Origin of the sequence: Granulicella sp. dw_53, from assembly GCF_018449545.1 — a bacterium.
GTDB lineage: Bacteria > Acidobacteriota > Terriglobia > Terriglobales > Acidobacteriaceae > Edaphobacter.
This window is the reverse complement of the sequence record NZ_JAAVUR010000019.1, coordinates 48,332-74,727: the sequence shown is the minus strand read 5'-3', so window position 1 is coordinate 74,727 and position 26,396 is coordinate 48,332. Positions and strand designations below refer to the sequence as shown.

At 52.5% G+C, this 26,396-nt stretch carries 16 protein-coding genes; 1 reads left to right on the top strand and 15 read right to left on the bottom strand.

The genetic code is table 11. From position 1 onward, the window contains the following. Positions 1-622 precede the first annotated feature (622 nt). The 4 genes from HB393_RS22145 to HB393_RS25400 form a co-directional block, all read right to left on the bottom strand. Positions 623-1,438 carry a TIGR03435 family protein gene (locus tag HB393_RS22145; protein WP_213807390.1) on the bottom strand — a complete coding sequence of 272 codons (816 nt, stop codon included), beginning with the start codon at positions 1,436-1,438 and terminating at the stop codon, positions 623-625. A 134-nt stretch (positions 1,439-1,572) separates the two neighbouring features. Then, positions 1,573-2,382, bottom strand: coding sequence for a class I SAM-dependent methyltransferase (locus tag HB393_RS22140; protein ID WP_213807389.1), 810 nt, complete (start codon positions 2,380-2,382; stop codon positions 1,573-1,575). A gap of 122 nt (positions 2,383-2,504) precedes the next feature. Then, positions 2,505-3,467: an HEXXH motif-containing putative peptide modification protein gene (locus HB393_RS22135; RefSeq protein WP_213807388.1), complete on the bottom strand. Its 963-nt coding sequence runs from the start codon at positions 3,465-3,467 to the stop codon at positions 2,505-2,507. Between the two features lie 394 nt (positions 3,468-3,861). Next, on the bottom strand, positions 3,862-3,993 hold the full coding sequence (locus HB393_RS25400; protein ID WP_255551505.1) for a hypothetical protein: 132 nt from the start codon (positions 3,991-3,993) through the stop codon (positions 3,862-3,864). A gap of 257 nt (positions 3,994-4,250) precedes the next feature. On the opposite strand from HB393_RS25400, the gene HB393_RS22130 reads away from it, so the two are divergent. Next, complete coding sequence (locus HB393_RS22130) at positions 4,251-6,017, top strand: M3 family metallopeptidase (protein WP_213807387.1); 1,767 nt, start codon at positions 4,251-4,253, stop codon at positions 6,015-6,017. 381 nt (positions 6,018-6,398) lie between these two features. Here the strand turns inward: HB393_RS22130 and HB393_RS22125 are convergent, their stop codons facing one another. From HB393_RS22125 to HB393_RS22075, 11 genes are all read right to left on the bottom strand, one after another. Next, positions 6,399-7,466 (bottom strand): DUF2235 domain-containing protein, encoded by a 1,068-nt coding sequence (locus HB393_RS22125; protein ID WP_213807386.1) that lies wholly within the window; start codon positions 7,464-7,466, stop codon positions 6,399-6,401. A 59-nt stretch (positions 7,467-7,525) separates the two neighbouring features. Further along, positions 7,526-8,815, bottom strand: a complete 1,290-nt coding sequence (locus HB393_RS22120; protein WP_213807385.1) for a deoxyribonuclease II family protein — start codon at positions 8,813-8,815, stop codon at positions 7,526-7,528. Positions 8,816-9,823: 1,008 nt separating this feature from the next. After that, positions 9,824-10,867 carry a VWA domain-containing protein gene (locus HB393_RS22115; protein ID WP_218624045.1) on the bottom strand — a complete coding sequence of 348 codons (1,044 nt, stop codon included), beginning with the start codon at positions 10,865-10,867 and terminating at the stop codon, positions 9,824-9,826. Between the two features lie 221 nt (positions 10,868-11,088). Then, positions 11,089-14,373, bottom strand: coding sequence for a glycosyl hydrolase (locus tag HB393_RS22110; protein WP_213807384.1), 3,285 nt, complete (start codon positions 14,371-14,373; stop codon positions 11,089-11,091). A 2,138-nt stretch (positions 14,374-16,511) separates the two neighbouring features. Further along, positions 16,512-17,606 carry an NAD(P)-dependent alcohol dehydrogenase gene (locus tag HB393_RS22105; protein WP_255551507.1) on the bottom strand — a complete coding sequence of 365 codons (1,095 nt, stop codon included), beginning with the start codon at positions 17,604-17,606 and terminating at the stop codon, positions 16,512-16,514. Between the two features lie 364 nt (positions 17,607-17,970). Further along, a complete protein-coding gene (locus HB393_RS22100) occupies positions 17,971-18,699 on the bottom strand; it encodes a DJ-1/PfpI family protein (protein WP_213807382.1) in 729 nt (242 codons plus the stop codon). 70 nt (positions 18,700-18,769) lie between these two features. Then, a complete protein-coding gene (locus tag HB393_RS22095; RefSeq protein ID WP_213807381.1) occupies positions 18,770-19,189 on the bottom strand; it encodes a heme-binding protein in 420 nt (139 codons plus the stop codon). A 211-nt stretch (positions 19,190-19,400) separates the two neighbouring features. Further along, on the bottom strand, positions 19,401-20,027 hold the full coding sequence (locus tag HB393_RS22090) for a response regulator transcription factor (protein WP_213807402.1): 627 nt from the start codon (positions 20,025-20,027) through the stop codon (positions 19,401-19,403). 2 nt (positions 20,028-20,029) lie between these two features. Continuing rightward, a complete protein-coding gene (locus tag HB393_RS22085) occupies positions 20,030-23,158 on the bottom strand; it encodes a sensor histidine kinase (protein WP_213807380.1) in 3,129 nt (1,042 codons plus the stop codon). Next, complete coding sequence (locus tag HB393_RS22080; RefSeq protein WP_218624044.1) at positions 23,082-24,203, bottom strand: glycoside hydrolase family 16 protein; 1,122 nt, start codon at positions 24,201-24,203, stop codon at positions 23,082-23,084. Before HB393_RS22080 ends, HB393_RS22085 begins: the two co-directional genes overlap by 77 nt. Positions 24,204-25,877: 1,674 nt before the next feature. Further along, positions 25,878-26,387 (bottom strand): PEP-CTERM sorting domain-containing protein, encoded by a 510-nt coding sequence (locus tag HB393_RS22075; RefSeq protein ID WP_213807379.1) that lies wholly within the window; start codon positions 26,385-26,387, stop codon positions 25,878-25,880. Positions 26,388-26,396: the final 9 nt, after the last annotated feature.

Below are 26,396 nucleotides of genomic sequence, written 5' to 3'. Positions count from 1 at the left end.
TTGAGCGGTTGCCATGCAGATCTAGTAGCGACGCCGGTGCCTGTGGGACCCGCTTGTTGCTGCGATAACAAGGCTATTAACCGTTCCCTAGTACTACCCGCAACGATGTCAATGAGGTGTGTCTTGTGAGATAGAGCCTCGAAAGCTATCGCTTGCGCCACGGAATAGGCCACAAGTGGATTGTTAATCATAAGGTCTCTGAGGAGGTCGGTGTTGGTTGGATGCAACTTACATTCGGTAAGCGTTGTAACACTGAAGGGCGCTGGTGTACCTGTAAGTGCGGATTCTAAGCCGACGATGCACCCTGCGGATCTGATTTGTGCTATGAACTCTCTGCCGGATCTCTCGATAAACGAATACTTTACCGACCCTTCTGTTACGAGTAATACCCGACTGACCAAAGAACCCTGAGCTAAGAGCTTCTTTGCAGGAGATACCGATTGCTCCATAAAGGGCCATCTGATTGGTACAGGGCATCCGGCCACATGGAAATCTGTTAGCGCAGAACTACGCGGTTTTTCATGACGCGGCGAGAGAGCTCTGCTTGGAACGTGCGATCCTTCGTCCACCTTGCCGCTCCTATGTCGTAACTCCGAATGCTAGAGAAGTCCAGCTAAACACGCTAATTCGGGGTTGGTGATTGTGCTGATGTGATTTCTATTACATCTACATCGTCCTTTTCGCGTTTCAGCCGGAGGCCTAACTGCTCCGATAACGCGGTAAAAAGTCCGGGGGCGTTGGCTCCACCATCTTTGGCAGTATCTTTAGACGAAGTAGCTTCAGGGGACCAATCCAAAGTAAAATTGAACAATCCCGGTAATCCAGTCCTATCGATTATTACTGTGCCTTCTGTCTCGGGCTCTTCGGACAGTTCTTCTGCAAGACCCTCCATCGTGAGCGCGGTCGCTGCCATATGTGTGTTGTGGACTACCACATGCGGGCGGATCGCGGCGCCCGAGTTGTCCGTGGCTGGAGCAGGTGACAGACCGGGGCGGTCTGTTGAATGGACAAGTGCCAATATAGCAAGCTGGCGCCTGCTCCGTACTACCCGGAGCTGGAAACGCTCTTCAAGGAGTGATTGCATCATCAGCCTGATCGTATTGATACGGTTTTCCGGAGACAGACTATTAAGATGTGCGACTTCATCGCTACTGGTGACAGCGGCGATGTCGAACCGCTTAGTGCTCACCCAACTAGGTCCGCCGATGACCTGTGAGTCGCTCTTTGCCCTATACGCAAAAGCGATCAGATGCCGCAAACTGCATCGAGTGATGGTAGTTCGACTCGCTGAGGCGTGGAGACTTTCATGTTGTGATTCTGGAGGCGTGACCTTAACGGTCGCGGCATCAAATGATGGTATGACGCTGACCCCAGTTGAAAATAAGAGTTGCGCATTTAAGTTGACCGCATAGCAGGAGATACCGGCTAAAGACCCCATCACGACACATCTAATGAGAGCTCGAGATGTCTTTGAAAATACGATTGGGGCATTATGACGCTTTGTTGGGTTCACCATAGATCTCCGAGGGTGTTACCAGCAATGTTTGCCGAGAAGTATACACGCCCGATTAGCTAACGGCGCATTTGGGATCGTGGATAAGGAAAGACATCAATCGGTTCAATCTTTAGCCAAGCTGCACTGTTCTGGCTGCGGTCCTTTCGTTCCGTCAGGTGTACTAGGACAATCCTACGATTTTTGAGCACGCTGGCTAGGTCCGTTGAGCAAAATTCTTGAAGCGCCTGGGGTATACGTCCACTATTCAGCTGTGACACCAGCTGCTCAAGTAAAAGATACGATGTCCAGGCCGTCGAAGCCGAATGGATGAAAATGGAAGATGCAGGTGCCATTCTGGGAAGGAAGTGGCCAAGTAGAGCAAGTATTTCCGCACCTCCATGTCTGAAATCGGAGAACAATACATCGATAGGTGTGCCCGCAAAGGAATATTGATCAAAGTGCCTCGCCTGTGTGAGTTCGATACGCGCTTTGACGAACGTTACATAACTACTCAGGCCAAGAACGTCAGACAGAGTCGTATAGAACGTCTCAGCGGTGGCCTTTTCAAAGGTCGCAATGCCGGCCTCCGAGAGACCATGAAGCACTCGTGCCACGACTTTACTACGATCGTCAAACAGCCCGAAATCGTCCACCGTCCAGACGTGGCCTACCCCATTCTCTTTTGCAGCCAATGCCATCCACAAAGCTGACACGCCAAGCCCGGTGCCGAGTTCCACAACACATTCAGGTTTGTGCATGCGTACTAGCGCGTACAGCAATTGGGAAAAGTCCTCCGTCCCAAAGTTTAGCCCGGCAATGTCGTTGAAGCGAAGCATAATGGCACGTGGATCAGTTGTAGCGCATAGTGGAGCTACTGCTATTCCCATATTGAACATTCCTCGCAGACTGCTGAAGAGCGCTAATGAGTCCTCTGCTGCCGACTTATGTCAACGCCACAGGATCAGGACATCGAAGCAATTGGGTTGCCACGTCAGCTAAAACGCACCCATCATGCCTGAACATGATACCCATGAGTAAGTACACTCGCTAGATTGTCACGTAACGTGTTAGCTACCTTGAATACGTCGTATCGAACCATACCGAGGTTCGGAAGCAACATCTCCACAGGATTCTTATTGCGATACCCTGCTGTACATCGAGCAAATTCACGCTCGGTGAAAGCTGATCCGAAAACCTCTGCCGCTTTCGGACGACCCCAGAACTGAGACAGTCCATACCAGATGAAACAGGCGTGGATGAAAGAGTGTAAGGGTAGATCGCGACCTGTCCATAACGACGTCGCCCGGGCCTCGCCAGCATCAAGATGCGGAGTAATAAATGTGCCACCAAACTCAAGCGTGTACAGTAGTTGGTGCATCGCCTCATGAACGAGCGAGGATGCATGTGGTGCCAATGAGCCTCGCTCAGTCCCCCCTATCAGCACTCGCCCTGGTATCCTAGGCTGGGACGTCGAACTTCTTCCTGCAGCGGTTTTGAGCGGAATAATGACTTTCACGAAGCTTCTGATTAGTTGAGCTGCTACGCTGCTTACTGCTTCAATAGCCTGAAGAGTCGCCTCAAGCCTATCAAAAACGATAGCTTCTTCGTCTGGAGAGTATGTCCCGTACTCCCTCTTAATCTTGGATTCTTGCACCCCGACCGTATTTGGGCTGCCAAAGTCTACGGTGATACCGCCAGACAGGTATCTCGCTCTAATGATCTCGAGCTTGTCGAAGGTACTTTGGCTAGCCTCAGGGTTTGCGATGACGTACATATCGCCAAGAGCAGTAGAATAGCCTTCTTTCACCTCTCCGAGCCCGCGGAATGCTGCCTCTCCATTAAGTGCATTGCAAAGATAAACAATCACATCAACAGGCTCACTGTGCATCCTTGTTATATGGGAGTAAGTTTCAGGTGCGGTTGCAAACCGCACCTGACCAACCTTGGGCAACTTGGCAAATAGCGACTTCATGGCCTGAGCCAGGTGTTGATCGTGATACGCAATATGATCAAAGCAGCTTCGTAGACGCCGGAGTGCCACACTACGCGCGAAATATTGCAATGTTGTGAAGACTTCGTCGCTGCCGCTACTCTTCCACGCGAAGAGTTCTGGTATACGCTGCAACACGGTGCCGTACTGGGCTGAGCTGTTTGCCACCCAGGTAAGGTCGGGCGCGGCTAGATCTGCAAGCCAATCACAGCTCTTCGTGCAAAGGGGCGCCCCGTTCACAGGAGCTACAGAAGAATATACTTCCAGAGACGGGCCAGCTACGCTTGTTGCCATATATCGACCTCTGCGTTGAATTCTCCGGCTGCATCCAAAGAGGCAGCCGGAGTCATACTGCTATACCCACAAGGGACAACTCCTAGAGCGCATCTTCGTCGGTGTGATCATGATCATGATCGCCATCACTGATGCTCTCTTCGTACACAAGATTGGTGTCGAGAGTATGGTCAAATACCTCGCCCAGCTTCTTCACGTCGAGTTCCTCAATCATAGGGGCACATCTCCTTTCGTAAAGTGATTAGCTTGAGACAAGCCAACCATACACCTCAATTGTGGGTGCTGAACTTAACCTTGGTTAATGACGCTGCCTTTCAGTCAAGCGATACGCCTTACGTCGTGCCTTTTTGGCACAATGTTTGCGGAGTATGCTTGGTTCATGGTGATACTGCCGTTGGCCACAGCAGCTGGGATATCGATCCCACGCGATAACGGCCCTAACGAAGCACGATGCGAGGAGCGCAGGACTGGATGAACTATCACGTGTGCTGTATGGTGCTAACGATTCTCGGCTGCACAACCTCGTGGGCGCAAGCGACGGGAGTTCCAGCCCTTGATCAGCTTCCCCACATCTCCTCCAAGCTCTACTTTGCGGGCGAGCAGCAAGAGAAGTCTCTGAGAGACGAGACCCATGCCCACACAGAGATCACAATTGCGCGGTTGCGCCACTCGACCATCTCATCACTTCCAGCCGCCTTAAGGGATGCTGATCATTGTCTTATAGCACTACAACGACATGCGGGTTACCTAAAACTTCGAGCACTGGAAGACGTTAGCAATCAGAGCATCCAATCTGGACGGGATGCAGTAGAAATGGATGTGTCGGCACTTACAGCTGCTATTGCGACTCGACTGAACATGGTTCATTCAACTGAATTACGTGCACTGGGGCAATATCAATTGCTTGCAACCACCGTCCGTAGCACTTCACCTGATCACAGGCTCTCCCCAGACGCAACTCGATACCGCGAGGAAGTGGTAAGTGTGATACTGGGCAAACTCGCGGCTCGTTATAAACAGTTAGCGGCAGCGCCTAAAACTGCAGAAGTGACTCAGACTGGCACTGATGGACTTCTATCCACGCAGCAAGATCGGACACCCGCCCTAGTGCAAGAAGCGCCAGAAATCGCGACTCTACTTGGAACGATTGTTGCTATAAAGAATAGCGATGCGATTGCTCAAGGTTTTGAAAATGCCGCACTACGCCAATACCAATCCTTAGGCATCGGACCTGGAAACATTGCGAATGTTCTTTCAGCGGTGCAGACTCACGCACCGCTTTATAAGCGCTACCGAGATTCACTGGTTGATCTGCACGAATCATTCAACCCAGATGGCAGCACGACGCATTTCGTAGTACCTTTTTCTGCTAGTAAGACAATGATACTGGAAGGTCTTGCTCCCCTGGGCAACGAGTACTTAGCCCGCATGTCCGCTCTACTCGACCCGCGCAACGGACGACTGGATCTAAGTGGTGGCCCGCATAGAGCGGAAACAGGTACCTCTATCGCAGTTTACGATGCACCCACGGCGCTATTCCTAGGGAATTACAAGGGGGGATTAGCAGATATCAGTGCATTAACCCATGAGGGTGGACACGCCGTTCATCGAGAGTTGATGAATGCGAAAGGGATCCCACTTTATGAACGCGAGGGACCCCACTACCTCTTTGAGGCAATTGCAATTCTGAATGAGCTTCTTGTGCTTGATCACGCCGCGGAAACAGCCGCGTCACCTGAAGAACGCCGAGCTGCATTGCGACAACTAACAACGAAGATCGCCTTCGAGGTCTTTGCATCTGCAGAAGAAACCAGTTTCGAAAGAAGTCTCTACATAGGCGCGCACGAAGAGGTTCTCTTAGATCAGAATGCAATCGATTCCCTCTATAGAAAAGCTGTGTCTCCATTTGAGACGAACGATGTGTACCGCCTTGCTGTATCTAGTGAGTGGATGCGCAAAAAGCTTCTGTTCGAGGACCCTTTGTACCTGGTGAATTACCTGTATGCCTCTATCGTAGCCTGTTCGTTGTATGAACAGGCTCACTCTGATCCTAATTTCCCTGAGAAATATATACACCTCCTGCAAGGCGGGTTTAATGCTTCTCCAGACATCCTAATGACATCAGTTGGAGTTGACATCAATGATGCCGCATTGGTCGACAAGGCCTGTCGACTCCTCGAACGCAAACTCGATGAATTGAGCCGTGTAGATGGAATGCTGTCCACACAGACTCGGTAAGGAGTCAGGAATCGCATTCACTTCGTTCAATCAGAGTAACAAACGAGATCGTAAAGCAGCCTTATCGCCGATGCTTCAGTGAGGAGTGGCAAAGGTCCAAAGGAATTTCGCAATTGTGCTCGCTCCACTCCAGGATCTTTTCCTTACGGCCTCCGGCGCGTAGGTAATGCCCGGTCGACAGAACCGGATTTGGATAAACGCCAGGTTGCACTTAGTTTTGGGAGCCACACGTAACTTTGTGTGAGCCAACCGTCTGCGACGAAGTTCTGATCCGCCGCCACACAATCCTGCGGACGCTACGCCTCTCTGTTCCCGTTTGGTGGGAATGCATACTGAGGTGTCATCATTCAGGCTCCCGATGAGCAGGGGTCTGTAGCCTTGTCAGGGCTTTGGAAGATTTATCGGCCGATAGTCCGATCGTGCGGCCATTCGCATTGTCACTGACGAATCGATCAATGCATTCGCCAGGATGCGTCGTGGAGAGGACCGTGGAACCTTCCAACGCGTTCGTGGCGGTGTGAGCGTCCCATCATAATGTCTTCGCGGAAGCATCTCGAGAATGCACCAGGAGCCCTTCATGGATCGATGCATTTGCCCTGCCGGATTTGGTGCGGCCTGTTCCGGATCGGTGATCCCCAGAATCGCGTTCTTTTTGTCTTCGATTACGAGCAATCCAGCAGCCTCAGCTTCATCGAGCATCCACTTGAGTGTGATCTTGGATAGACCGCTCTCGGCCTCCGGATACCCGCCACCCACGTCGGAATGAACTCCGGCGAACCATACTTGTTTTATATCCTGCTGACGGTTTGCCTCAGACATGAGATTTTGACGAAAAGCAGCTCTACGTTCATCAATCGAAATTGCCTGCCGACCAACGATGATGCTCGGATTTACATAGGAAAATGGCAGCGTTAGCGGATCGTACAACCAGCCAATCGAACTGACCGTGTCCCAGACTCCGACAAAGTGGATCTTGCACTCGCGAGAAAAAGTCTTCTTGAAATCCGAAGCGACTTTGAAGTCAGAATCACTCTTCCCCTTCTTTTTGAACATCCGCAAGATATATCGAATCAGCGGATCGTTGCCTCGCCTTACCAGGCCGAACATGTGGACCATCGCCGCCAGAGCCCGGGCGCAGTAAGCTCCGCGACTGAAGCCAAAGAGGTAGATTTCATCACCGTCTTCGTAATGCTCCATCAGAAATCCGTAGCAATCTTCCAGTGCACTGCTCAGGCCATAGCCAAAAGCTAAGCCAAACATGCGCGTCCACCACTGTGAAAACTTCGTCAATGCGGTGGGAGCGGCCATGGTGCCGAGACCGGGATGATAGAAAGCCAGTTGCTGTTCCTCATTACATCCCAGTACGGAATAGAGCTTAATGACATTTGAGTTGCAAATGCCAAATTCATTGCCTGTCCCGTCGATACATATGACGATTTTCTTGCTCACTATGCCATCCTGGTATCTTGCGGTTATGTCTTACCATTACTTACCGGTGAGCTTCGGTCCTATTTCTTAACTGTTGCCGGGAGGATTGTCGTAGGGGCGGTGTTTCCTTGCATCAACTTCAGAACCCCGTGGGCAAGATCCTTGTTCCGAACGACATAAAATAGACCACCACGCCCGTTCTGGCTACTTTTGCAATTTCCGGAGAGAGCGCCTTGCTGATTCATGTCCCCAAAGATCGCCATCTCATCGGCTCCGGAGATCGAGACACCGATCTTTGCATGATTGAAATTGCCGCCCGGGCCACCTGTTAGGCCGATCACAGTAGAATCCCAGATTCCAGAGGTAGCGATCTGAACTGAGCCAGGTTTTTCGAGGGTATCGCTCCAACAATCGATGGAGGTGGTACTCGTGGTGCTTGGGATCGCCGGCCTCGTCCACCATGTGGCGGTTCGGAGAGAGACACCGTGGAGCACAGAAGAAACCAGTTGCCAGGGAGGTACATTCAGTCCTGACGGCTTCGAGATCAATTCAACTCCAGTTGACAAAGTCTCGTCCAGAACTTCCTTACTCGACACTCTTTTCCCGAGGTTCTTAACCTCTTCCTGAATCTCGGCGGGGCCTCCGTTATGGACGATCTGCGGGTTGTTTGGATCTGTCACCACACTTGCATTCTGGAGAGCATGAAGAACCTTAAGAACGTCGCTTCGCGTAAGACGAATGCTGAAAAAGTGTTGGCTGACTTGAACATCATTGTCCTTTACACAACCCAGAGTGTTCCCGTCCGTGAGCCTCGGGTGCTGAGAACTTCCCGCACCAGGCCACGATGGTGTAGTCACCTGGAGGACAAAGCCATCACCACCAGTGTCCCAAACGAGCATGCCTTTCGAATGTCCCCAAGGCGCGCCACAGGAGTCCCCACAGCCCTTGATCGCTGGGTCGCCGTAAAACTGATCGTTCCAGATTGCGTAGAAGTATGAACCGTTGTATGCCTGGGCGAAGGTTGCAGCAACGGGGTCCGAGAGATCGTCTCCCAGGCAGTCATTCCCTTTATGCAGGGTCCCATCTGCGCTGCTCGCATAGATGAATTGCTGACTGAAAATCCGGTAGGCCTCCGGAGTTCCGCCGAAGGGGCAAGATCGGGCGGCCGTACCGCAAGAGGGGAAGGTCGTGGCGTTGAATTTAAATGCAAACCACCAATCAACGGGGCGGCCTTCGCTTAACATGGGAAGAGGATGGGATGGTCCAGTAGATGGCTCTTGCGCCTGAAGATCGCAAGAGACGATCGGAAGGAGGGCCAATACGGCATATAAAGCAATCTTTTTCACCTGATCGAGTCGAAAAATGCTCATGATTCTCTCCAGTGCTGCTCTTCGATAAAATGTGCTGATTCGTCACCGTATCCCGCAAACGCCCAGCGCGAACGGAGATGCATGGAGAACCATTGATCGGTTAGATCGAGATCCATGGCCACTCCCTTGCCGCAAGGTGAGACCACCTTGCAAGTCAGACTGGGAGAAGACGAGTGCAGATCCACTACAATAACTAACGAGAGGTGAGCATTTATCCGCTGCATCTGGAATGATGCTTTGCAGTGCGGAAAGCATAACCTATCTTTCACCACAATGCAGGCATTGAGACTAAGTGGAGAGGCCAAAGATTTATATTGGCGTTCCATTTCGACACTAGTCCTCAAAGCCACCGAATCGCCCATCGCCTGATTGAACTTGTATCGATTCGGAACTCTACCTTCTCGCCTTGCTGTAGTCTCCGATCCCGGATACACAATCTTCTTTAATTTCCCGCATATGTAGTGATGCTCATTGGTTATCGTTTATGGGAATGGTTATCACAGGTGGCGATGAAGGTGACTATAACCAAACCCCTCCTAGGCTTAGGGTATGGCACCGATTCGGTACAAATGGGCAATGTTGCGATCTGGGTAGTCAGCCACTCTCCAAGAGGCGACGGACGGAAGTTCGGCACACAGTTGCCCTACGAACTCCGACTCCAAAGCCGCCACCATTGCGGAAGAAATAATGCCAAGGTTTGCATCGAGACGCATTCTCGCACCCCGAAATCGCCTAGCGGAGGTCTCCGCCTCATTATCTATACGTCGAAGAAAAGACAATCGAAATTGCAAACGACACGATCTATGGTCTGTACGCCTATGTTTTCTCATAGAATCGCGATCGCGCACACGCAGTCGCATCCCAGATCTTGGCAGGCGTCTACGGTCGGTACGGTGACTTTAAACAGCCCGGCTTGGACCGAGCCAAAGGTCATCCTTGGCTCAATCCCCCAGTGCCCGTCTGACACCATCAACGCTCCCATAGGTCTAGGCCAAGGCGAAGAGCTAACTACGGTTGTGCGTAATAACCATCACGCGTACGAACCCTCAGACCTGGTCGGTCCACTGTGATCTCAACATGATGGTACTCGTTTGGGCGGTCGGAAACCGGTGCATCGAAAGTGATCTCATACCAGGACTGCGCATCCACAAGACAACTCTCGAGAATGTGCGCGACTCCGTTATTTCCGTTAATCACAAGTCCGCCACTCTGAATTGATAACACCTGAAGACTGAGATCGGCGAGATCCGTTTGGGTTGGTCTGCTAACACCTTTGGCAAAACTCTGGTAATAATCGGCACGAAATAAGCTTTCGCCGGGCCCCAAAGGATTGACGTTATAGAGGGTAATATCAGACCGCTGTAGGTTCTCCGAGAAAGTAACAACATTTCCAAAGATTTGCTGCTGTTGCCTTGAATCAAGTTCAATGCGGGTTCCTGAAAGTAGAGGCCAGCCGGGCGAGATCCAAAGTATGATCTTGCGGCCAGGGATGGTCGCCGCATAGGCGGTCAACTCGCGGACCGCAGTTAGAGAGATTTGGACCCGTTCATTCGCTCCCCAAATACCGGAAGAGCGAGTGATTTGCCTCAACCCAGTCGGATTGCGATCAAGAGATGTGCTCAGCGCATTACCATCGCTCGAGAAATCCTTCTGTAGCTGCGCGCCCTTATCGGTAACGATAGCAATCGTCGTGGGATAAGCTAGATGGCCACCGTTCGCGCGCAGAAACTTCTGCACTTCTTCGCGCACATATGCCGCCTTGGAGAATCCTGTGTTGACGGCGTCGATGACGAGGATGACCTTAACGTGTTCTTGACCTGAGTTCACGGCCTTAAAAGCCTTAATAGGCAGGGGCAATTTGTTATCCGACAACGCGAAGTTCTGCTGTTCGAGGCCACTGATTGGCGGTCCAGATCTCAGTGAAACTACCACATCGAAACGAAGGCTCTGGGAGGTTGCGCTGGCTGGGCCGGGAATCTCTTGGCCAGAAACCGCAGTCACACTTGAAAAGAGTGCCGTGAGGAGGATGCAGACGCGCTTGCCAATTAACATAATTTCCTTTGTAAACTGTGTCTCTTAGCTTTCCCAGCAAAAAAGAACAATCCCTACTTTTGTTGGATGCAAACGTAAAGAGACGATCTGCAAGAATGTCGCTTCTGGCGACTACGCAGATCACAGCGTGGTTCGCTGATGCAGATGAGTCCGGAAGAAACCGAAGTTGGTTCTCCCGGGGGGCGCGCAGGCCTTGCTCGCAGGGTGGACGCCTCGCTTGATTACTCGATCGACGAGAGCCGATCCACCTCCACCGGCCCAATCAAACCTGACGGAAGCAGTGGATCGTTCACCTTATACGTGCTGTTCGGAGCGAACGCGACCTTCTTCGTTCCAGGTTGCTGATCGCCGATCAGCCGATTGGGCCATAAATTTGCAACCTTGATCGACAAAATATTCTCGCCGGCCTTTACAGCGTCGGTGATGTCAACGCGGTAAGGCGGCTTCCAAGCGATGCCTTCGATCTTGCCATTCACGGCAACTTCAGCCATCTCGTGAACTTTGCCAAGATCGAGCTCGATACGAGCACCTGAGGTCAATGCCGATGCTGGGATGTCTATCTTCTTAACATAGGTTCCGACGCCGGAAAAGTACTTGATCCCGGGATTGGAATTATTGCTCCAGTCACTTAGTTCGCTCAATTCCATGGATTTGGGAGCCCCGCGCCCTTCTTGGAATTCCACCCTCCAGGGACCGCTGACATTTGTGATAGTAGTGCGGATGGGCGCTCGAATCTCGCGAGACATGGCGCTTGCGGACTGACGGAAGACAACAAAGAAGGCGTCCCGCGGCTCCATGCGGAGAGGGACCGTCGTCACACCATCGTGGATGGTATAGGAAGCCGGTTGGATCGCTCCGGTATCAGCCATCCAGAACTCAGGCGTCTTACCCGTCACGCGGAAGTCTGCGGTGGTATAGGCCACATGATCGGCACGATTGTTGACAAAGTAGATGTCGGTGTCACCATCACGTCGATGGGCGAACTGCACCACCGAGTCCTGATCGGGCTTAATGTACTTGAAATCGGGTTGAATCATCTCTGCCCCAAGCACCTCGCCCAGGTTCAGGGTGCGGTACACCTTGCCTAACCCAATCCTCTGCTGCACTGCGTTCGTCGGCCATACCTCGCGCCGCGCAGCCTTCCACGCAATCATGTTATCCGACATGCTAGGCGAGTCCGTCGGCGGCAGTCCCACAATGATTACTCCCGCTTTTACGAGCCTTCGGATTTTATCGAGCACCGGAAGAGTCATCCGGTTGCTGGTGCCCCCCAGGTAAAGCACGCGATACTGCATGCCTGATCTCGTTATCAGCTTTCCATCCTGAACCGAAAACTCATTCAAGAGTGATTCGCTGTTCACGAAATCGTAGTTATAACCCTCGGTAATCTGCGGCGCGCGCCCATGGTTGATTCCCGTCGCCGAACTCTCTTCCCCATAGAAATAGGCAACATCGATCACAGCTTTGCCCTGTTGCAGCAGGAAACAGCTGCGGGCGATGTAATCGGTCCACGCCCGAGCCTGCTCGGCCCACGTCTCAAGCCGGTTAAACCACATGCCATACTGTCCGAGCGCAAGTCCGGGAGCTTCGTCCTTCGGTTGATGCACTGAAACGTGCAGCGTGAACTGGTTGATGCCGCCGAGGAACTCCTCGTCGGCCACTGGCTTGATGTCCCAGGGACTATAAGCGTAAGGGACACCAGTGGATGTAATGGATTCCGCCGTCGCCAGCTTCTTGCCGTAAATGTTAGCGACGGAAGCGGTGTCCCGGAGATCCGCGAAGTAGCCCTGCTGCTGCCTGTCCAGCGTCGGCAGCCAGAACTCGCCCATGGGATAGTCCGCACGAGCCTTCATCTCCATGGCATCGCCGATGGTCGCCCTGCGGCCCGCCATAGCCTCCGCCACATACCCCAGACCACGCGCGTGCAGACTGTCCCGCACCTGATCGAAGTTCGACGTGATCACCAGGCTAGCAATAGTGCGCCGAAAGTCCCATAGAAAGCGATCGGTCGCATCGCTGGATTGCACGATTCGGCCGGTAAGAGCCGGCAGCCACGGGATAGGATCGTAACCGCGAAGCCGCTTGAAATCATCAAGCATGCCATCCGTCCAATTCTGAAATCCGGCTTCCCAGCTATCTGTAGCGACGTTGTTGACGCCATGCTGTCCCATCATTCCTTGGGACGCGTCCTCGTATAGTTTGAGGTAGTCATCCATGAAGGTCTTGGTGGCGCCCTTCTTCAACTTGTCCACCTCATAACCGGTTGCCTCTAGAGGCGCAGGCCCATTGGTCTGTCCTGTCAACGAGTAGCCCATGCGTGCAACAATCCAGTTACCTGCGGGTGGAGTCCAGTCCAGCGTTCCATCTTCATGCATTTTGCTCGTCAAATCGATAACATCGCCCTTCCGGACGATACTCGCCGTATCTGCTTGCGGTGTTGAAACGGCATAGTAGTCGGCCACTGCGGCAAAGCCGTCCTGCTCCTCGGAACGGTTCACAGGCGTCGCCGTGTGAAGCTGGAAGCGTGCGAGCTTGATCGTATCGGAGGTTGCCATGGGGAGCCGATAACGGAAGTAGCGTCCGGTTACTGGAGCAAAAGCATATGTCCGCTGATACAGATTTCCGCGCGGCATATCGATGACCAGCCTGAAGTGCACACCGTCATCGCTCACCTCAAGCGTTTGCGGCGCGATTGCATCGTCTGTAAATGCGCGGAGAACGCTGCGGGTTGCGACTGTAACTCCGCGCACCGTCTCCGGCGAATCGAGCGCGATCTGGACCCAGGAGGCATTCCCCGCCGCCGCCGGGAGATCGACGGTCTTGTCATAGCTGCCCTGAACCAGATCGGCATAAGCGATGCTTCCACCGCTTGACGTTACGGTGGGATGAGCCTTCTCCAGGGTGCTCTCACCGGCTGGAGCGCGAAAGGCAATGACAAGCTGGTCTTTGTAAAGCGTAGCTAGAGTCGGGATCGGCCGATCGGCCCGCACATCGCGCGGCTGATCCTGGAAGGGACCATTGATCTGCGGGGGCTTCGGCAACATCCCGTCGAACGGTACGCCGCCTTTCACGCGGGTCTCCGTCCACACCAGCTTCTTCATGGCATCGGCAGATTTTACCCATGGGCCGCCCGTCTGGCTCCAACCCGGAGCTGCGCCTATGGTAACCGTCATACCCAGCCGGTCCGCAACCTCCAGTGAATGATGAAATGCATCCTTCCATGCCGGCTGCATGTAGATTAGGCGGTTCTTTACCACAGTCGGCGTAGCCACCGCGACGTCGAAGGTTTCAACGCCACCGATGCCTGCTCGGTGCATCCATTCCAGATCCTTCGTTAAGCCATCGTTGGTGATGTTGCCGTTCTGCCAGTACCAATAGACGCGCGGCCGTGCAATGTTCGGCGGATTTTTGAAGCCATCCATCAGGGCACTCTGTGCTTCAACCGGCAGCACAGAAGCAATCGCCAACACCGCCGATACCCCAACCATTAATTTCTTCGAAAACATAGAGATCCTCGACAATTGCCATCAATACGGGTGGTGCGACCGATTGGCTCAGGGCAATCAGTTCTTGTCTGACCGTTGAGGGCTAAGTGGCACCAAAACCATCGCAACTCTCGGCCCACCCATAGTAGGCACGCATTCCGGGTCAAGGAATCTGCTTTACGGCCAATATCAAGTTCCACACAGTGAAACTCATCTGACATCATCGAACGATAATTTGGGCAGAAAAGGCCGCGTTGCGTCGAACAAACACCTTCATCCCTAGAAGCACACATTCCGCACTACAAAATAACAAGGATTTCAAGCATCCGGCAATAAGAGGGGATGCCTTGCAGTAAGTTGCTCCTTCCGCAACCTACCAATACAAGACTGCACTATATGAAGATGGAAACCGCCTACCCGTAAGGGCTATGCCCTTGCCCCAGCTCTAGCTCTAGCCGAAGTCAGAATAAGGCTACCCCCAACTCCTTAAATATCTGGCGGGGATATCCTGCAACGCCGAGGCCATCGTGCTTGCGCCCTTACGCGCCGCATAAGGCTCTTCGGAGATCCGCTGGCCCGAGAGCCTCGCCAAGCTGTAGGAAACCTATCGTATCGTGCGACCGAACTTGGCCTGTACCCAATTCCCTTGCCGGCCATTCTGTCACTGTCCACATTGCGGGGCCGAATCTGTCCCGAAGGCTTCCTTACATTTCAGTCGTCGATACTGTGACGGACCTGTCGTAATTGTTATCCGATACGCCGTAATGACATCAATCTTCGTCCGTAGAGGCTTCTTTCATAGCGGCATTTTTCGACCAGGCGCACGTAAAGTCTCGGTTATTACGGTAAGAGCACTCTGATCATTTATCGACGCCTTATGAAGAAAACTGCCAGCAATATGATGAGAATAAGGCCGAGACCACCGGGCCACACGAGCCATCCTCCAACACTTGAGTACCCGACCGCTAAACACCCTGAAAGTCCCAGAGTTGCAACCCACATCGTAAGTACCGAGAGCACCTTGGCGACAAGCGATACGGAAGAAATATCTTTTAACGGCTTTCTCAATTTAGCTCCGCTTCTGACTGTTTGGGCTACAAATTAGACGACCTTCTTGGCTTCCGAAACTAACGAGCCAACCGGGTTGGTAACTGTTTTTCTGGCGATCGAAAGCACGGATTCTCCCCGCCGATACATAAGATACGCCGCTATAAGACCCGAAATTACCGTTGCGTACAGGATTACCTTGTTCAACGAACTCTGCGTCTCTACCCCTTCTTGTGTGGCCATGTCTCCAGTCCCCCGTTTCTTCTGATTATTATGATGCAAGATCGCCGGCACATCAGAGTGTGAACGTCATATCTCTTAAACCTCAGCGTTCCGGCATTGGCTGACCAGTACGTTCCGACGTATTGGTTTCACGGCGATGCCTGTGCTTGGGAATGGTTAGCTATTCTCGTATGGTATGGCATCTGCCTCGCGAGTGGCACAGATTAACCTCCATCGCCGAGCGTTTCCTCCTGAGATACAGAAGGGCAAAGCATACCAGCCATCCATTCCTTGAGCGAGCGAGACACTCGCCGCAAGAGCCCTCTAGTTGTATGTCAAACTGTCCTATCGGATGAGACGAGGAAACTTTAGACGACTCACTCCCACTCCTGACTCAGATCGAGAGAGTTCTCAGCGTCATCATCTTTATGTGGTTTCGAGCGGTCGTCGAAACGGCGCGGGACTGCCTCGTCATTGGCCCGCGCCGACATCGGCTATGCCACAGACTCTGAATTATCACGCCAAATAGCAATCGGAGTTACCCTCCGTCACATGCAGATAGTACAAGTCAACAGCAGTGCCAAGGGAAGGGCCCGAGCCTCAAAATATCCCGTCCAAACACTCAACAACCTCCCCCAAGCCTCTCGACCCGGTTGTGTGGAACGCCGAATTGATCAGTCTAGGGCGGACACGCTTCGGTCCGCTCGCTAGCTGTAATCCATGTTCTCGGCTGACATACAAGACGGAGGCATTCAAAGTGGGCTTAATCGTGAAATCTGTTTTTCACATGAACTCAAACAGCATAAGCAGGTACTTATACTTGGATCGCAGCTATCGAATAACTTGACCGCCCTCTCTGTGGCGTTTCGCGCACTCATCCGATTCGGTTCTCAGACTGCCACCGTTTCTTTCGCGTCTTTGCGGTTAGAGGTCTTCGCATCAACGTCAAATACGACTACGGCGCGTCCAATGATGTCTCCGGCACGAAGCATCTCTAGGTTCTCGTTAATGTCCTCAAACCGGACTTTGGTTATGGAATGCTGAATCTTCCCTTGTTGCGCAAGTGCCAACACTTCTTGCAAGTCGCTGTAGTTCGCCCAGTACGAACCGTGATAAGTCAACTCGCCGGAGACAAGCGGAAACAAAGGGATATCGATGTTGTTGCCGATCAGGCCATTGGACACAAATACTCCGGCGGTGCCAAGTAAGCCGAAACCAGTTTGAATGGTTTCTGTTGCGCCGACACAATCGATCACGGCATCCAGCTTGCGTTTCCCCGTGAGCCGGCGAAGCTCGTCTTGGAGATCATTGAGAGATTTGCCGCGCGTATTAATGGTAAAGTCCGCTCCCCGCTCCTTCGCGATCGCGAGCTTCTCTTCGTTCCGAGCGAACACCACGATGGTAGCGCCGGACGAGAGCAGCTTGGCGTATTGCACCGCATAGCTGCCAAGTCCGCTTGCGCCAAAAATCGCCATCACTCGATCCGGTCCAAGCGCACCCGCGGCTCGCAGTTTCTTGATTCCGCGATATGGTGTCACCCCCGCATCTGTCAACGGCGCGAGTTCATCCCACTTCAACCTATGTTCGACGCGGACGAGTTGTCGATAGGGTACGGGGATGAACTCGGCGTAACCCCCTGGAGGTCCAAACCCCGGCCACCCCCCATGTTCACAGAGCTGCTCATTCCCAAGGCGGCATTGGCGACATATTCCGTCGCCCCAGCCCGCTGAAACGGCCACCTGATCTCCAACGGCCAGGTGAGCCATCTCGGGCACGCGATCGCCAATCGCTTCCACCAAACCGGCTATCTCGTGCCCCGGCGTTATGGGGAATTTTAATTCCACGGCCTCTCGGAAGTAGCCGTCAATGAGTTGTACGTCTGAACGACACATTCCGGCTCCTCCGACTCTCACTAGAACCTGGTCGGGAGATATCTCCGGAATCTTTACCTCTTCGAGCACTAAGGGCTGTTTGTAGTTATGCATTCTCGCAGCGAGCATTTTTATTCCTCCTTCAAAGTTCACTCCATCGGTTGCCAATTTAATTGAGTCGGAAGTGGCTTAGTCAGTCTTCAAAGTGCGAAGCCACGATAATGTTCCGATAAACAATGGATCAGTGATGTTCATCCCCGAAATCCCCAGTGGGATTTTGATCCATACCTGAGCGCCAATCATAAGAACGAAAATAATCCGATTGGTGGAGATCAAAACGAGATTGCGACGAAGCGGGTACATTCTCGACGAGACGTGCAGGGATAAGAATGTGCTTGTTTCGCAAGCCGCCGGACTCGCAAAGAGGCGGCTCTGAGCATTCCACACAGAAGGTCGGAGCCCCACTCACTCAGAGCCGTCACATACTATCGAACAGCCTCACGATCCTTTCCGCAGCACTACGCCCACTCTGCGGATTCGTCCCCGTCACAACGCGACCTGAGGTGACTGAGTAATCGTCGAAAGCATTCATCGAAGTGCTGTAATACGCTCCAACGGCAGTGACAGCCTCTACAATCGGGATCACCTTGTCTTCTCTCAGCTTGTCGAGAATATTGAAGATGAGTTCGCCTTCGATGGTGAATCCGGTTACAGTCCTACCCTCAATGATCGACTTGCCTGTCTTGGTGTCGATGATTCCTGGCATGATCGCCGGCCCATGACAAATAGCACCAACGATGCCCCCACGATCCCAAACGTCAGCAGCAATCGTTTGCAGCCCCTTTGCGGTCGGGTAGTCGTATAGCGCCGCGTGGCCGGCAGATGCGAAGAAGACCCCGTACTCTCCCCTCTTCAGGTCCGAAGCTTTCTTGAGTTGAGAGTTTAGCTTCACCATGAATGGATGGTTGGGATTGTTGTAGACCGCTTTGTCACTTCCCGCGAGGAACGGCGACTGCAGCGAATTAAAATCGAGACCAAAGGTACCGGTTTCGGAGGCCAAATCTACTTCAAAGCCCGCAGCGACCAAGACCTCAAATGGATGCAGAGCCTCGACAAAAAACAGCCCTGTTTCGTGGCCACCTGGATAGATGGCCCCGCGAAAGCTAGAGATGGCAATAATGGCCTTACGGGGAAGACTCTTCGACATGATGTGCTCCTTCATCTTTGGATTGGTTAGAACATTATTGACAGATAAGGCGAGCTATCTGAGGGCCCTGTCAGGCGACCAAAGCGCCTATCGCGGCCTTGGCAACCATGATGTCCTGCTCGACAGTTCCTGCGCTGGCTCCCACGGCGCCGACAATCTTGCCGGCGATAATGACTGGAAGCCCACCTCCGAAGATGACGACCTTACCAGCATTACTTTCCTGAATACCAAAGAGGGGTTTGCCTGACTGCGCAAGCGTCGCCAACTCTGAAGTCGGTCTATCGAAGATTCTCGCGGTCACCGCCTTATCGATGGCGAGGTCGATGCTGCCGATGAGCGAGCCATCCTGATGCACAAAGGCCACTAGATGGCCACCAGCATCTACCACCGCGATGTTGTAAGGAACGCCTAAGCTGATCGCCTTTGCTTCTCCAGCCGACAGTATTCGTTTTGCATCCTCGAGTGTGAGGGTCACATACGTCCGTGGCATGTCACCTCCGTCGTTGTTATCAACTGCGACCGATTCGAGCGAATTAGGTCCAGCGACTTACACGATTTGGTACCCGACGAAACTACTATGCGCCGTGCAGCACACAAGAGCTATACCGGGGAAGAAGCGTTTTCTTATCACCACGTCAAGGGCCTGTTGGATCCCTCGAAAGAGGGATATGGGTGACGAAGGTGAGATATTTACATGAGGTTTAGAGCCGAATGATGCCGCGACGAACACCGATGGCAACCGCTTCAGTCCGGTCGTTAGCTCCCAGTTTTTCCATGATGTGCTTTATGTGACCTTTCACCGTCTCTTCGCTAATGAAGAGCATCGCAGCAATATCGATATTGCGATTTCCATCTGCGATCTTTTCAAGAACTTCGACCTCTCTACGGGTCAGAAGAACCTGTCCCAAATGTTGTGCAAGCTGAGCAGCAACCTCGAGGGGCACATGCCGTTTCCCTACGTGGACCTTACGGATCGTTTCCAGAAGCTCTAAGCGAGGCATTGTTTTCAATAGGTACGATTGTGCGCCGGCTTCGAGGGCACGTCGAATGTCCGCGTCGCCATCGAAGGTCGTCAGCATGATAATCCGTGCATACCCGAACTCTCTCCGGATCGCGAGCATCGCCTCTACGCCACTAATGTCGGGCAGACGGAGGTCCATCAGAGTTACGTCTGGCTGAAATATTCGATACTGCTCAATCGCTTCTCGTCCATTCACAGCCTCCGCGACCAACTCCATATCCTCCGCATTGCGAATATAGGCCGCAATACCTTCCCGCATGGCCGGGTGATCATCGACGCACAAGACTCGGATTGAGGCGGATTGCATTGTCATCGCGACTGCGGTCCCTCTTCCTCAGACTCAGGATAATGCCTCCGAATTCTCCATGGCCAGAGGGTGCGTCGAGAACTCGCGAGAGAATAGGCAATTGTAGCCGGAACGCGAAGCTCCACATCTGTGCCCCGGGGAGTACGGGTATGTATGGTTAAGATCGAGCCTATTGCTTCGGCACGTTCTCTCATGCCGGCCAACCCCCAATGATCCGCACGGCCGTTCTTAAGTGCTTCCGCGTCAATTCCGCAACCGTTATCCCTGACAAGCAGACGGAATCCTCGTAGCCCGTATTCAACCCTGATCTCGATGCGAGTGGACCGGGCGTGGGCGACAGCGTTGATGTAGGCCTCACGGCCTATCCGATATACCTCGTCAAACACAGCCGTCTTCAGTGCGCGATTCTGGCCTTCAACATAGACGAGGCTTTCGGAGGTTACGGAGGGAACGATCTCGCTTGCCAACCTTCTGAACGCGGTTTCAAGACTCACGGAGTTGTCAATCGTGCGAAGGCCGCGTAACGCCTCTCTGCCTTCTTCGGTTACTTGACGCATCAGATGCAAAACGCGGCTCAACATGGGCCTTGCCGGTGATTCTTGTGGCAAGTAGTCTTGTACGACATCGATCTGCATGGAAGCACTTATAACCCCCTGCAGCAATGTGTCGTGTAGGTCTTGGGCGATTCGGGCACGTTCGGCAAGCCGATCTTGAAAACGTCTATTAAGTTGGCCAGTGATCTGCATCAAACGAATTCGATACAGCACGATGGCGAAGACCACTAGCACCAAAACGATCAGTACTCGGAAATACCAGGTCTGCCAAAATGCAGGTCGAACCTTGAAGGCGATGTCATTCTCAGGACCATCCCAAATTCCGAGTGCATTGGATGCCACAATGCGAAACGTATAGCTGCCGGGCGCCAAGGACTCGAAGACGACCTGACGGGACGAGCCGCCAGCGCTCCAATTGTGATCTAAGCCATCGAGGCGATACCGAAACTGTGTACGCTGCGGCATCATAAGGTTCGTTCCCGCATATCGAAACGTAATGCTGCGTGTATCCGACGATAAATTTTGGATCTCTTTCGATTGCGAGCTCCCACCTTCAGTCGAAATCGATTCAATTCGAACGCCGACCTGACGGCGATAGCCCACAGCCTCTCTCACATCTGCGACCGCAACCGAATGTAACAATGAGAGCCATATGTGCCCGGACGAGTCTGAAACGAGTGAACGATGCCGTCTTACTCCCTCTGTTTCAGTCAGTCCATCATCCGCACCGTAGCTCAACACATCTTCGTCCTTGAGGGTTCCGGACAACAATTTTGTTCGATCGATCTGCAGAACATGCTGATCCGTCACAGCCCATAAGAAACCTTGGGCATCCTGCCCTATGCTAAGTATCTCCTCGTTAAATACCTGCGGAAGAGCGTGTAATATTTCGATGTGGTCGCCACCCAGGCGCGCCAGCCCATGAGATGTTCCAATCCATAGAACGTGGCCTGAATCCTCAAAAAGTGTCCTTATGTTCACGACCGGTTCATTGTCCGCTGCCTTGTGAGTAAGCCAACGATCACCATCAAAGGAAACCAGCCCGCTGGGCAAAGCGAACCACATTGTTTTATCGGTGGCTTCCAAAGACGAAAAAATGGCGTTGGATTGAAGGCCATTGTTGATGGTGTAGGTCATGAATTGTCCATGACGCAGGGCACTTACACCTCCGCTCACGGTACCAGCCCAGACAGTTCCGTCCCGCGTACGAGTAACGGTATAAACGCTGTTTTGCGCTAAGCCGTCTTTTTCAGTGAACGTTCGAGCCTGCCACTGATTACCCTTCCGAGTGAGCTTGGTCAGACCTCCCTGTTGTCTGCCCAGCCAAAGTTCGCCTCCGCCGCCATCGATCGAATAAATGACGTCGTTGCCAAGGCTTGGTATAGCTATGCGCTTTACTGCACCGTTCTCCACACAGAAAAGTCCTCCCGAAATCGGAGCAAACCATGTATGTCCAGCATCGTCGGCATATACAGGACCACCGACGTCTTTGAGCACTGTCTCCTGCGGCGAAAACGATGTGAACATACCATCGCGCAAACGTTCTATACCGCGGGAGCCGGCAAACCAGAGTTCACCTTCGTTATCCTCATAAATAGAGGAAATGCTGGGGTCACCCGGATTACGGTAAAATCCAGTCACAGTGCGGCGTTCGGGATCGATCCGGTAGAGCCCAGCGTCCGTTCCTACCCACAAGTTATGGTTATGGTCCCGCACGAGGGCAAAAACCTGTGCTTTCTGCAGCAGTTCAGGAAGTTTCAGGCCAACCGAGGCGCCACTCTCCCAAAGATGGAGTCCGCTCTCCGAGCCAATCCAAACGCCTCCATGTTCCGAAGGGGCAAGAGCATTCACACTATGCAATCGCAGCTCTGACAACACCTTGGTAAACTTGCCATTCTCAATCTTGTATAGACCTGCGTCTCGTGCACCAAGCCATAATACGTCGGGTAAAGTTTCAAGAAGGGAGATTACTATGCCGTCGATCCCGTCCCGCGGAAAGATGCGTTGAAACTGGCCATTCTGAAAGCGAAGAGTCTTATTTTGCGGGCCCCAGAGGAGCAAGTTACCGGCGTCGTTCCGTGACATCGCCGTGAAGAACGCTTCGTGGATATCAAACTTCTGCACGGCGTCTTCGAACAAGCCGTCGCGGTATCTAAGTAGACGAGGACCGTCAAGACGAACCCAAAGGTTTCCCTCTGTGTCTACTACGAGTCCGCGAACCGCGCCTAATGAACTGCGATCTGGTAAGGAAAGCTCGATCGGAGTGAATTCGGAGCCGTCGAAGCGAACAAGTCCACGTTCCGTACCCAACCAAAGGTATCCGCCGGGAGATTGAGCGATCGCATAGACGGTTCCAAAGGTGTAGCCCTTATCGGCCCCCCACGCACTATGTACGTACTGCTCAAGCGCCCGATTACCATTTAAGGCAAACGCAGGTGTCCAGAGGCAGAAGGCTAGAACAGCAGCGATCCCGAAGAGGACGCGCTTAGCCCCGACACGATCACGGTAGATATTCGAACCTCTTAACCACGATTTCGACTGGATGCTGCAACCCGCTTTGAGAATGATGGAAATCATAGAAAGCCATATGAAGCCGTTCCCTTGCTGGTACCGGTACGCCAGACTTGAATACATGATCCATCACGATTGCGCGAGGAGCAACAGAATCCCCAGCAAAAGATTTGAACGCGACGCTACTGGGCTCCCATCGCAGCACATGTATCATCGGACCCGCCGGAATCTCGAAGTGTACTGTATTCTCGGGAATGTAGTAGGGCTGTACGACATAATCGGCATTCCGGTTCTGAGCCTTACCCCATCGGCTTAGTTCAATATCCATCTCGGCTCCAGCAGTTTCCTGATCCTGGATAAACATAGTAAAAACGGCAGAGGATGGAAGGTTAGCGCTGTCTGAAATGACAAACCGGTAGGTTCCGTAGCCAAGACTGCGCGTCAAGCTGATTCCTGCACAATGCCAATGACTTCCCTCTTGGCCCATCAGCAAGTGAAGATAGCCTCGATCATCCACCCATACATTGGAAGGCTCGTAATCGCAAAGCTCTCCTCCGCGAATGTTCGGAGAGTAGCGTACTCTCCAGTCATAGCCACTGAAATGAATGACCTTCGGATCTGGTAGCGCCTCGGAAGACGCCTTTGTAATTGCGACAGCCAGGACATTGCCGTTTGTTGAAGGCAACGCAGAGAGTTTGGCCGTCGGCTGGAACCCTGGAGCGACCAGCAGAGCGGCATAGTCTGTGCCCAGATGGGTTGCGTTCTCCCAACTCCCATCGCCTGCGATCTCTGTAGGCGCATGACCCCGAAACGGTTGAATCCACCATGTGTCTTTGCTCAACGCGTAGAGAAAGATTCGTGTGCCAGGTCCGGCATTTACAACACGCCCACTAATACGATCGAGGAACTCAGGCCCCCCGCCAACAGGGGGGATATGTGTAAAGACGATGGAAGGCTTGGGTGGTTGATCAGAAGGATGACAGCCCACGGCAAGCACGAGTGCCCCGGAAAGAAGAGCTGGGGTAAATGCGGTCTGAAGAGATGCGCTTAACTGGCGAAGCCTCCTAATCAGCTTTTCAGGTCGAGGCGCCATACTGTTTAGAAGTCTCATAAACTCCCCATTCGGCTATCGACAGCTTGCTGAAAGAATTACATTCCCGAGAATCGATTTGAAGCACCAGAAAGTGGTATTTCTCGAATTAACGGTCCTCAATGACCACATTCCTCACAAGTCGGAGTGTAGGCTAGGGGATGAGTCCCGATCTTTCGACGAGACGACGCTGAGCTTTCAGGATCTGCGCTCAACTACTCAAATGATAATTTCTAACACCGACATCGTCAGTGCCAATTTTGCAATGGCCGTTGCAAAATTGTCGCGAGTCTTAGGCTTCGGCAACCAACTGATAGTAAATTACTTACTCCTCGTCAAGCGTATTCTTCACGCGACACCCTTATTCTCAGAGCGAAGCGGATTATGAGAAGGAGAACGTGCGTCCGAAGGGCGGGGTGTCTTGGATACCCCACCCCCTTTGCGCTCAAGGCTCCACCTGTAGAGCTCTACTTTGTAGCCGGTGAGTCAATTCAACTTTGCAGCAATAGAACCTATAGTGGTTGATAGAAATATGCTTCATCGTCCAAATCTGACGGAAGCCTACTTGGAAGCAGGAAAGCTCTCGAGGGTGCTTAAAGCTCCTCAACGAAGTTCGGCGACCGAATGAGGCACGGGAGCCGCGTGACGTCATCGCCACTCTCCGCCATTTGCCATAGGGCTGCTCTAATCTTCTCCGGCAGCAACATGTTTGCCTTTAGGAACATCCTACTTCGGTAGAGAAATAGGAGCCATCCTTATCCAAGTAAATATAAAGACAAAGAAGATCATCAGACATATCTAGGTACGAATCTTCACTCCGTTCTTCTTGTGTGAATAGGGTCAACATAGTAATCGACCGCCATAGTTTGGTCCCGAACGACCGCCGAACTCCGGTCATTGAGGCGAATGTTTGACGATTCGTATTGGTAATACCGTTACGAACTGGAACTTTTGCTGAATCACTCCATGACCTGACAAACTTCTGAAAAGTTTGGAGCCGATCTCGCAGAGTGCAGTAAAAACCGGCGAAGATATCAATGGAGTCCGCAAAGCCGTGAGTTCTCGTATTTTTCGATGTCGGGCCTGAGCTTTGGTTCGGGCAGAAGTCGGTCGATTACATAGTGAGGCGGACTGAGCCAAACCGAGTGTGGGCGCAAGCGTGTCACTTACACGTACAAAGTCGTGAACAGGGATTGAGCTCAGGGCCTGGCCGTTCAGGCAGTCTTCCCAAAGATAAAAACAACCTTGGCGAATGTCGTGAAAGCGGATCAGTACGCCGCGCTAATACTCACGAACCAAGGTTGAGACCTATCCCAATAGCGTGCTGTCATTTGAGACATTCCCCAAAATCCCGACCTTGGCAATCGGAGAACGTCCATTCGAAGAAGTGATACATATGTCCTCAACTGGAAAACTTCCGAGTATGTACAAAGAGCACGCCCGCAAGCGAATAGGCACTTTACAGCTTACGCTCAAGTGGAGCTGCATTGCATCGTTAAGGGCAGAAGGCTGGCGCTACAAACGACGGCGTGTCGATGTGGAGGGGTATTATGCTTCTCATATGTTCACCTTTTTCGCGCAGAGTTAGGAAGTCATTGGATCGGTTGGAATCTTCGATTTGGGTTCGATCATTTCACTTAGAAAAGCAATGCCGGACGAATGACTTGTCCGGCAGCGCCTTATGTGCGAATTGATTTAGACCGCGTGAAACCGCAGCCGCTTGAACACAGAGAATACTCCGACCATACCTGTGCCAAGCAAGAGAAGGCTGGAGGGCTCGGGGGTGACAGTAGTATTGAAGTTGACTGTCCCCAATACGTCGTTGGCTGAATTATCTGCTCCACCCAAAATCGAGAAAGATCCTGCATAGATGCCCCATGGATTGTTAGCAGGAATCATGACGGTAAACAAGTCCCCGCTAAAGGTATCACCGGGGTTAAGTAACAGGGGGAAGTTTGCAAAGAAGTCAGTATCATCTAAGCCGAGCGGAGAGCCAATATTGAAACTGTCCCCATTCAAATATATTGCGGCTCCATTGGAGCCGGGTGCGGAGACCGTGGCAACATATGTCAACGTGTCGCCAGGAGAAGTCGTCTGAGACGAGTTGCTCAGAGTAAAAGTGATAACGTCGGCGTGTGCAGCCGCTGATGATATTCCGATCGTCAATGGAAGTGCCAACACGGCAAGGATCAATTTACGATTCATGTTCGTCTC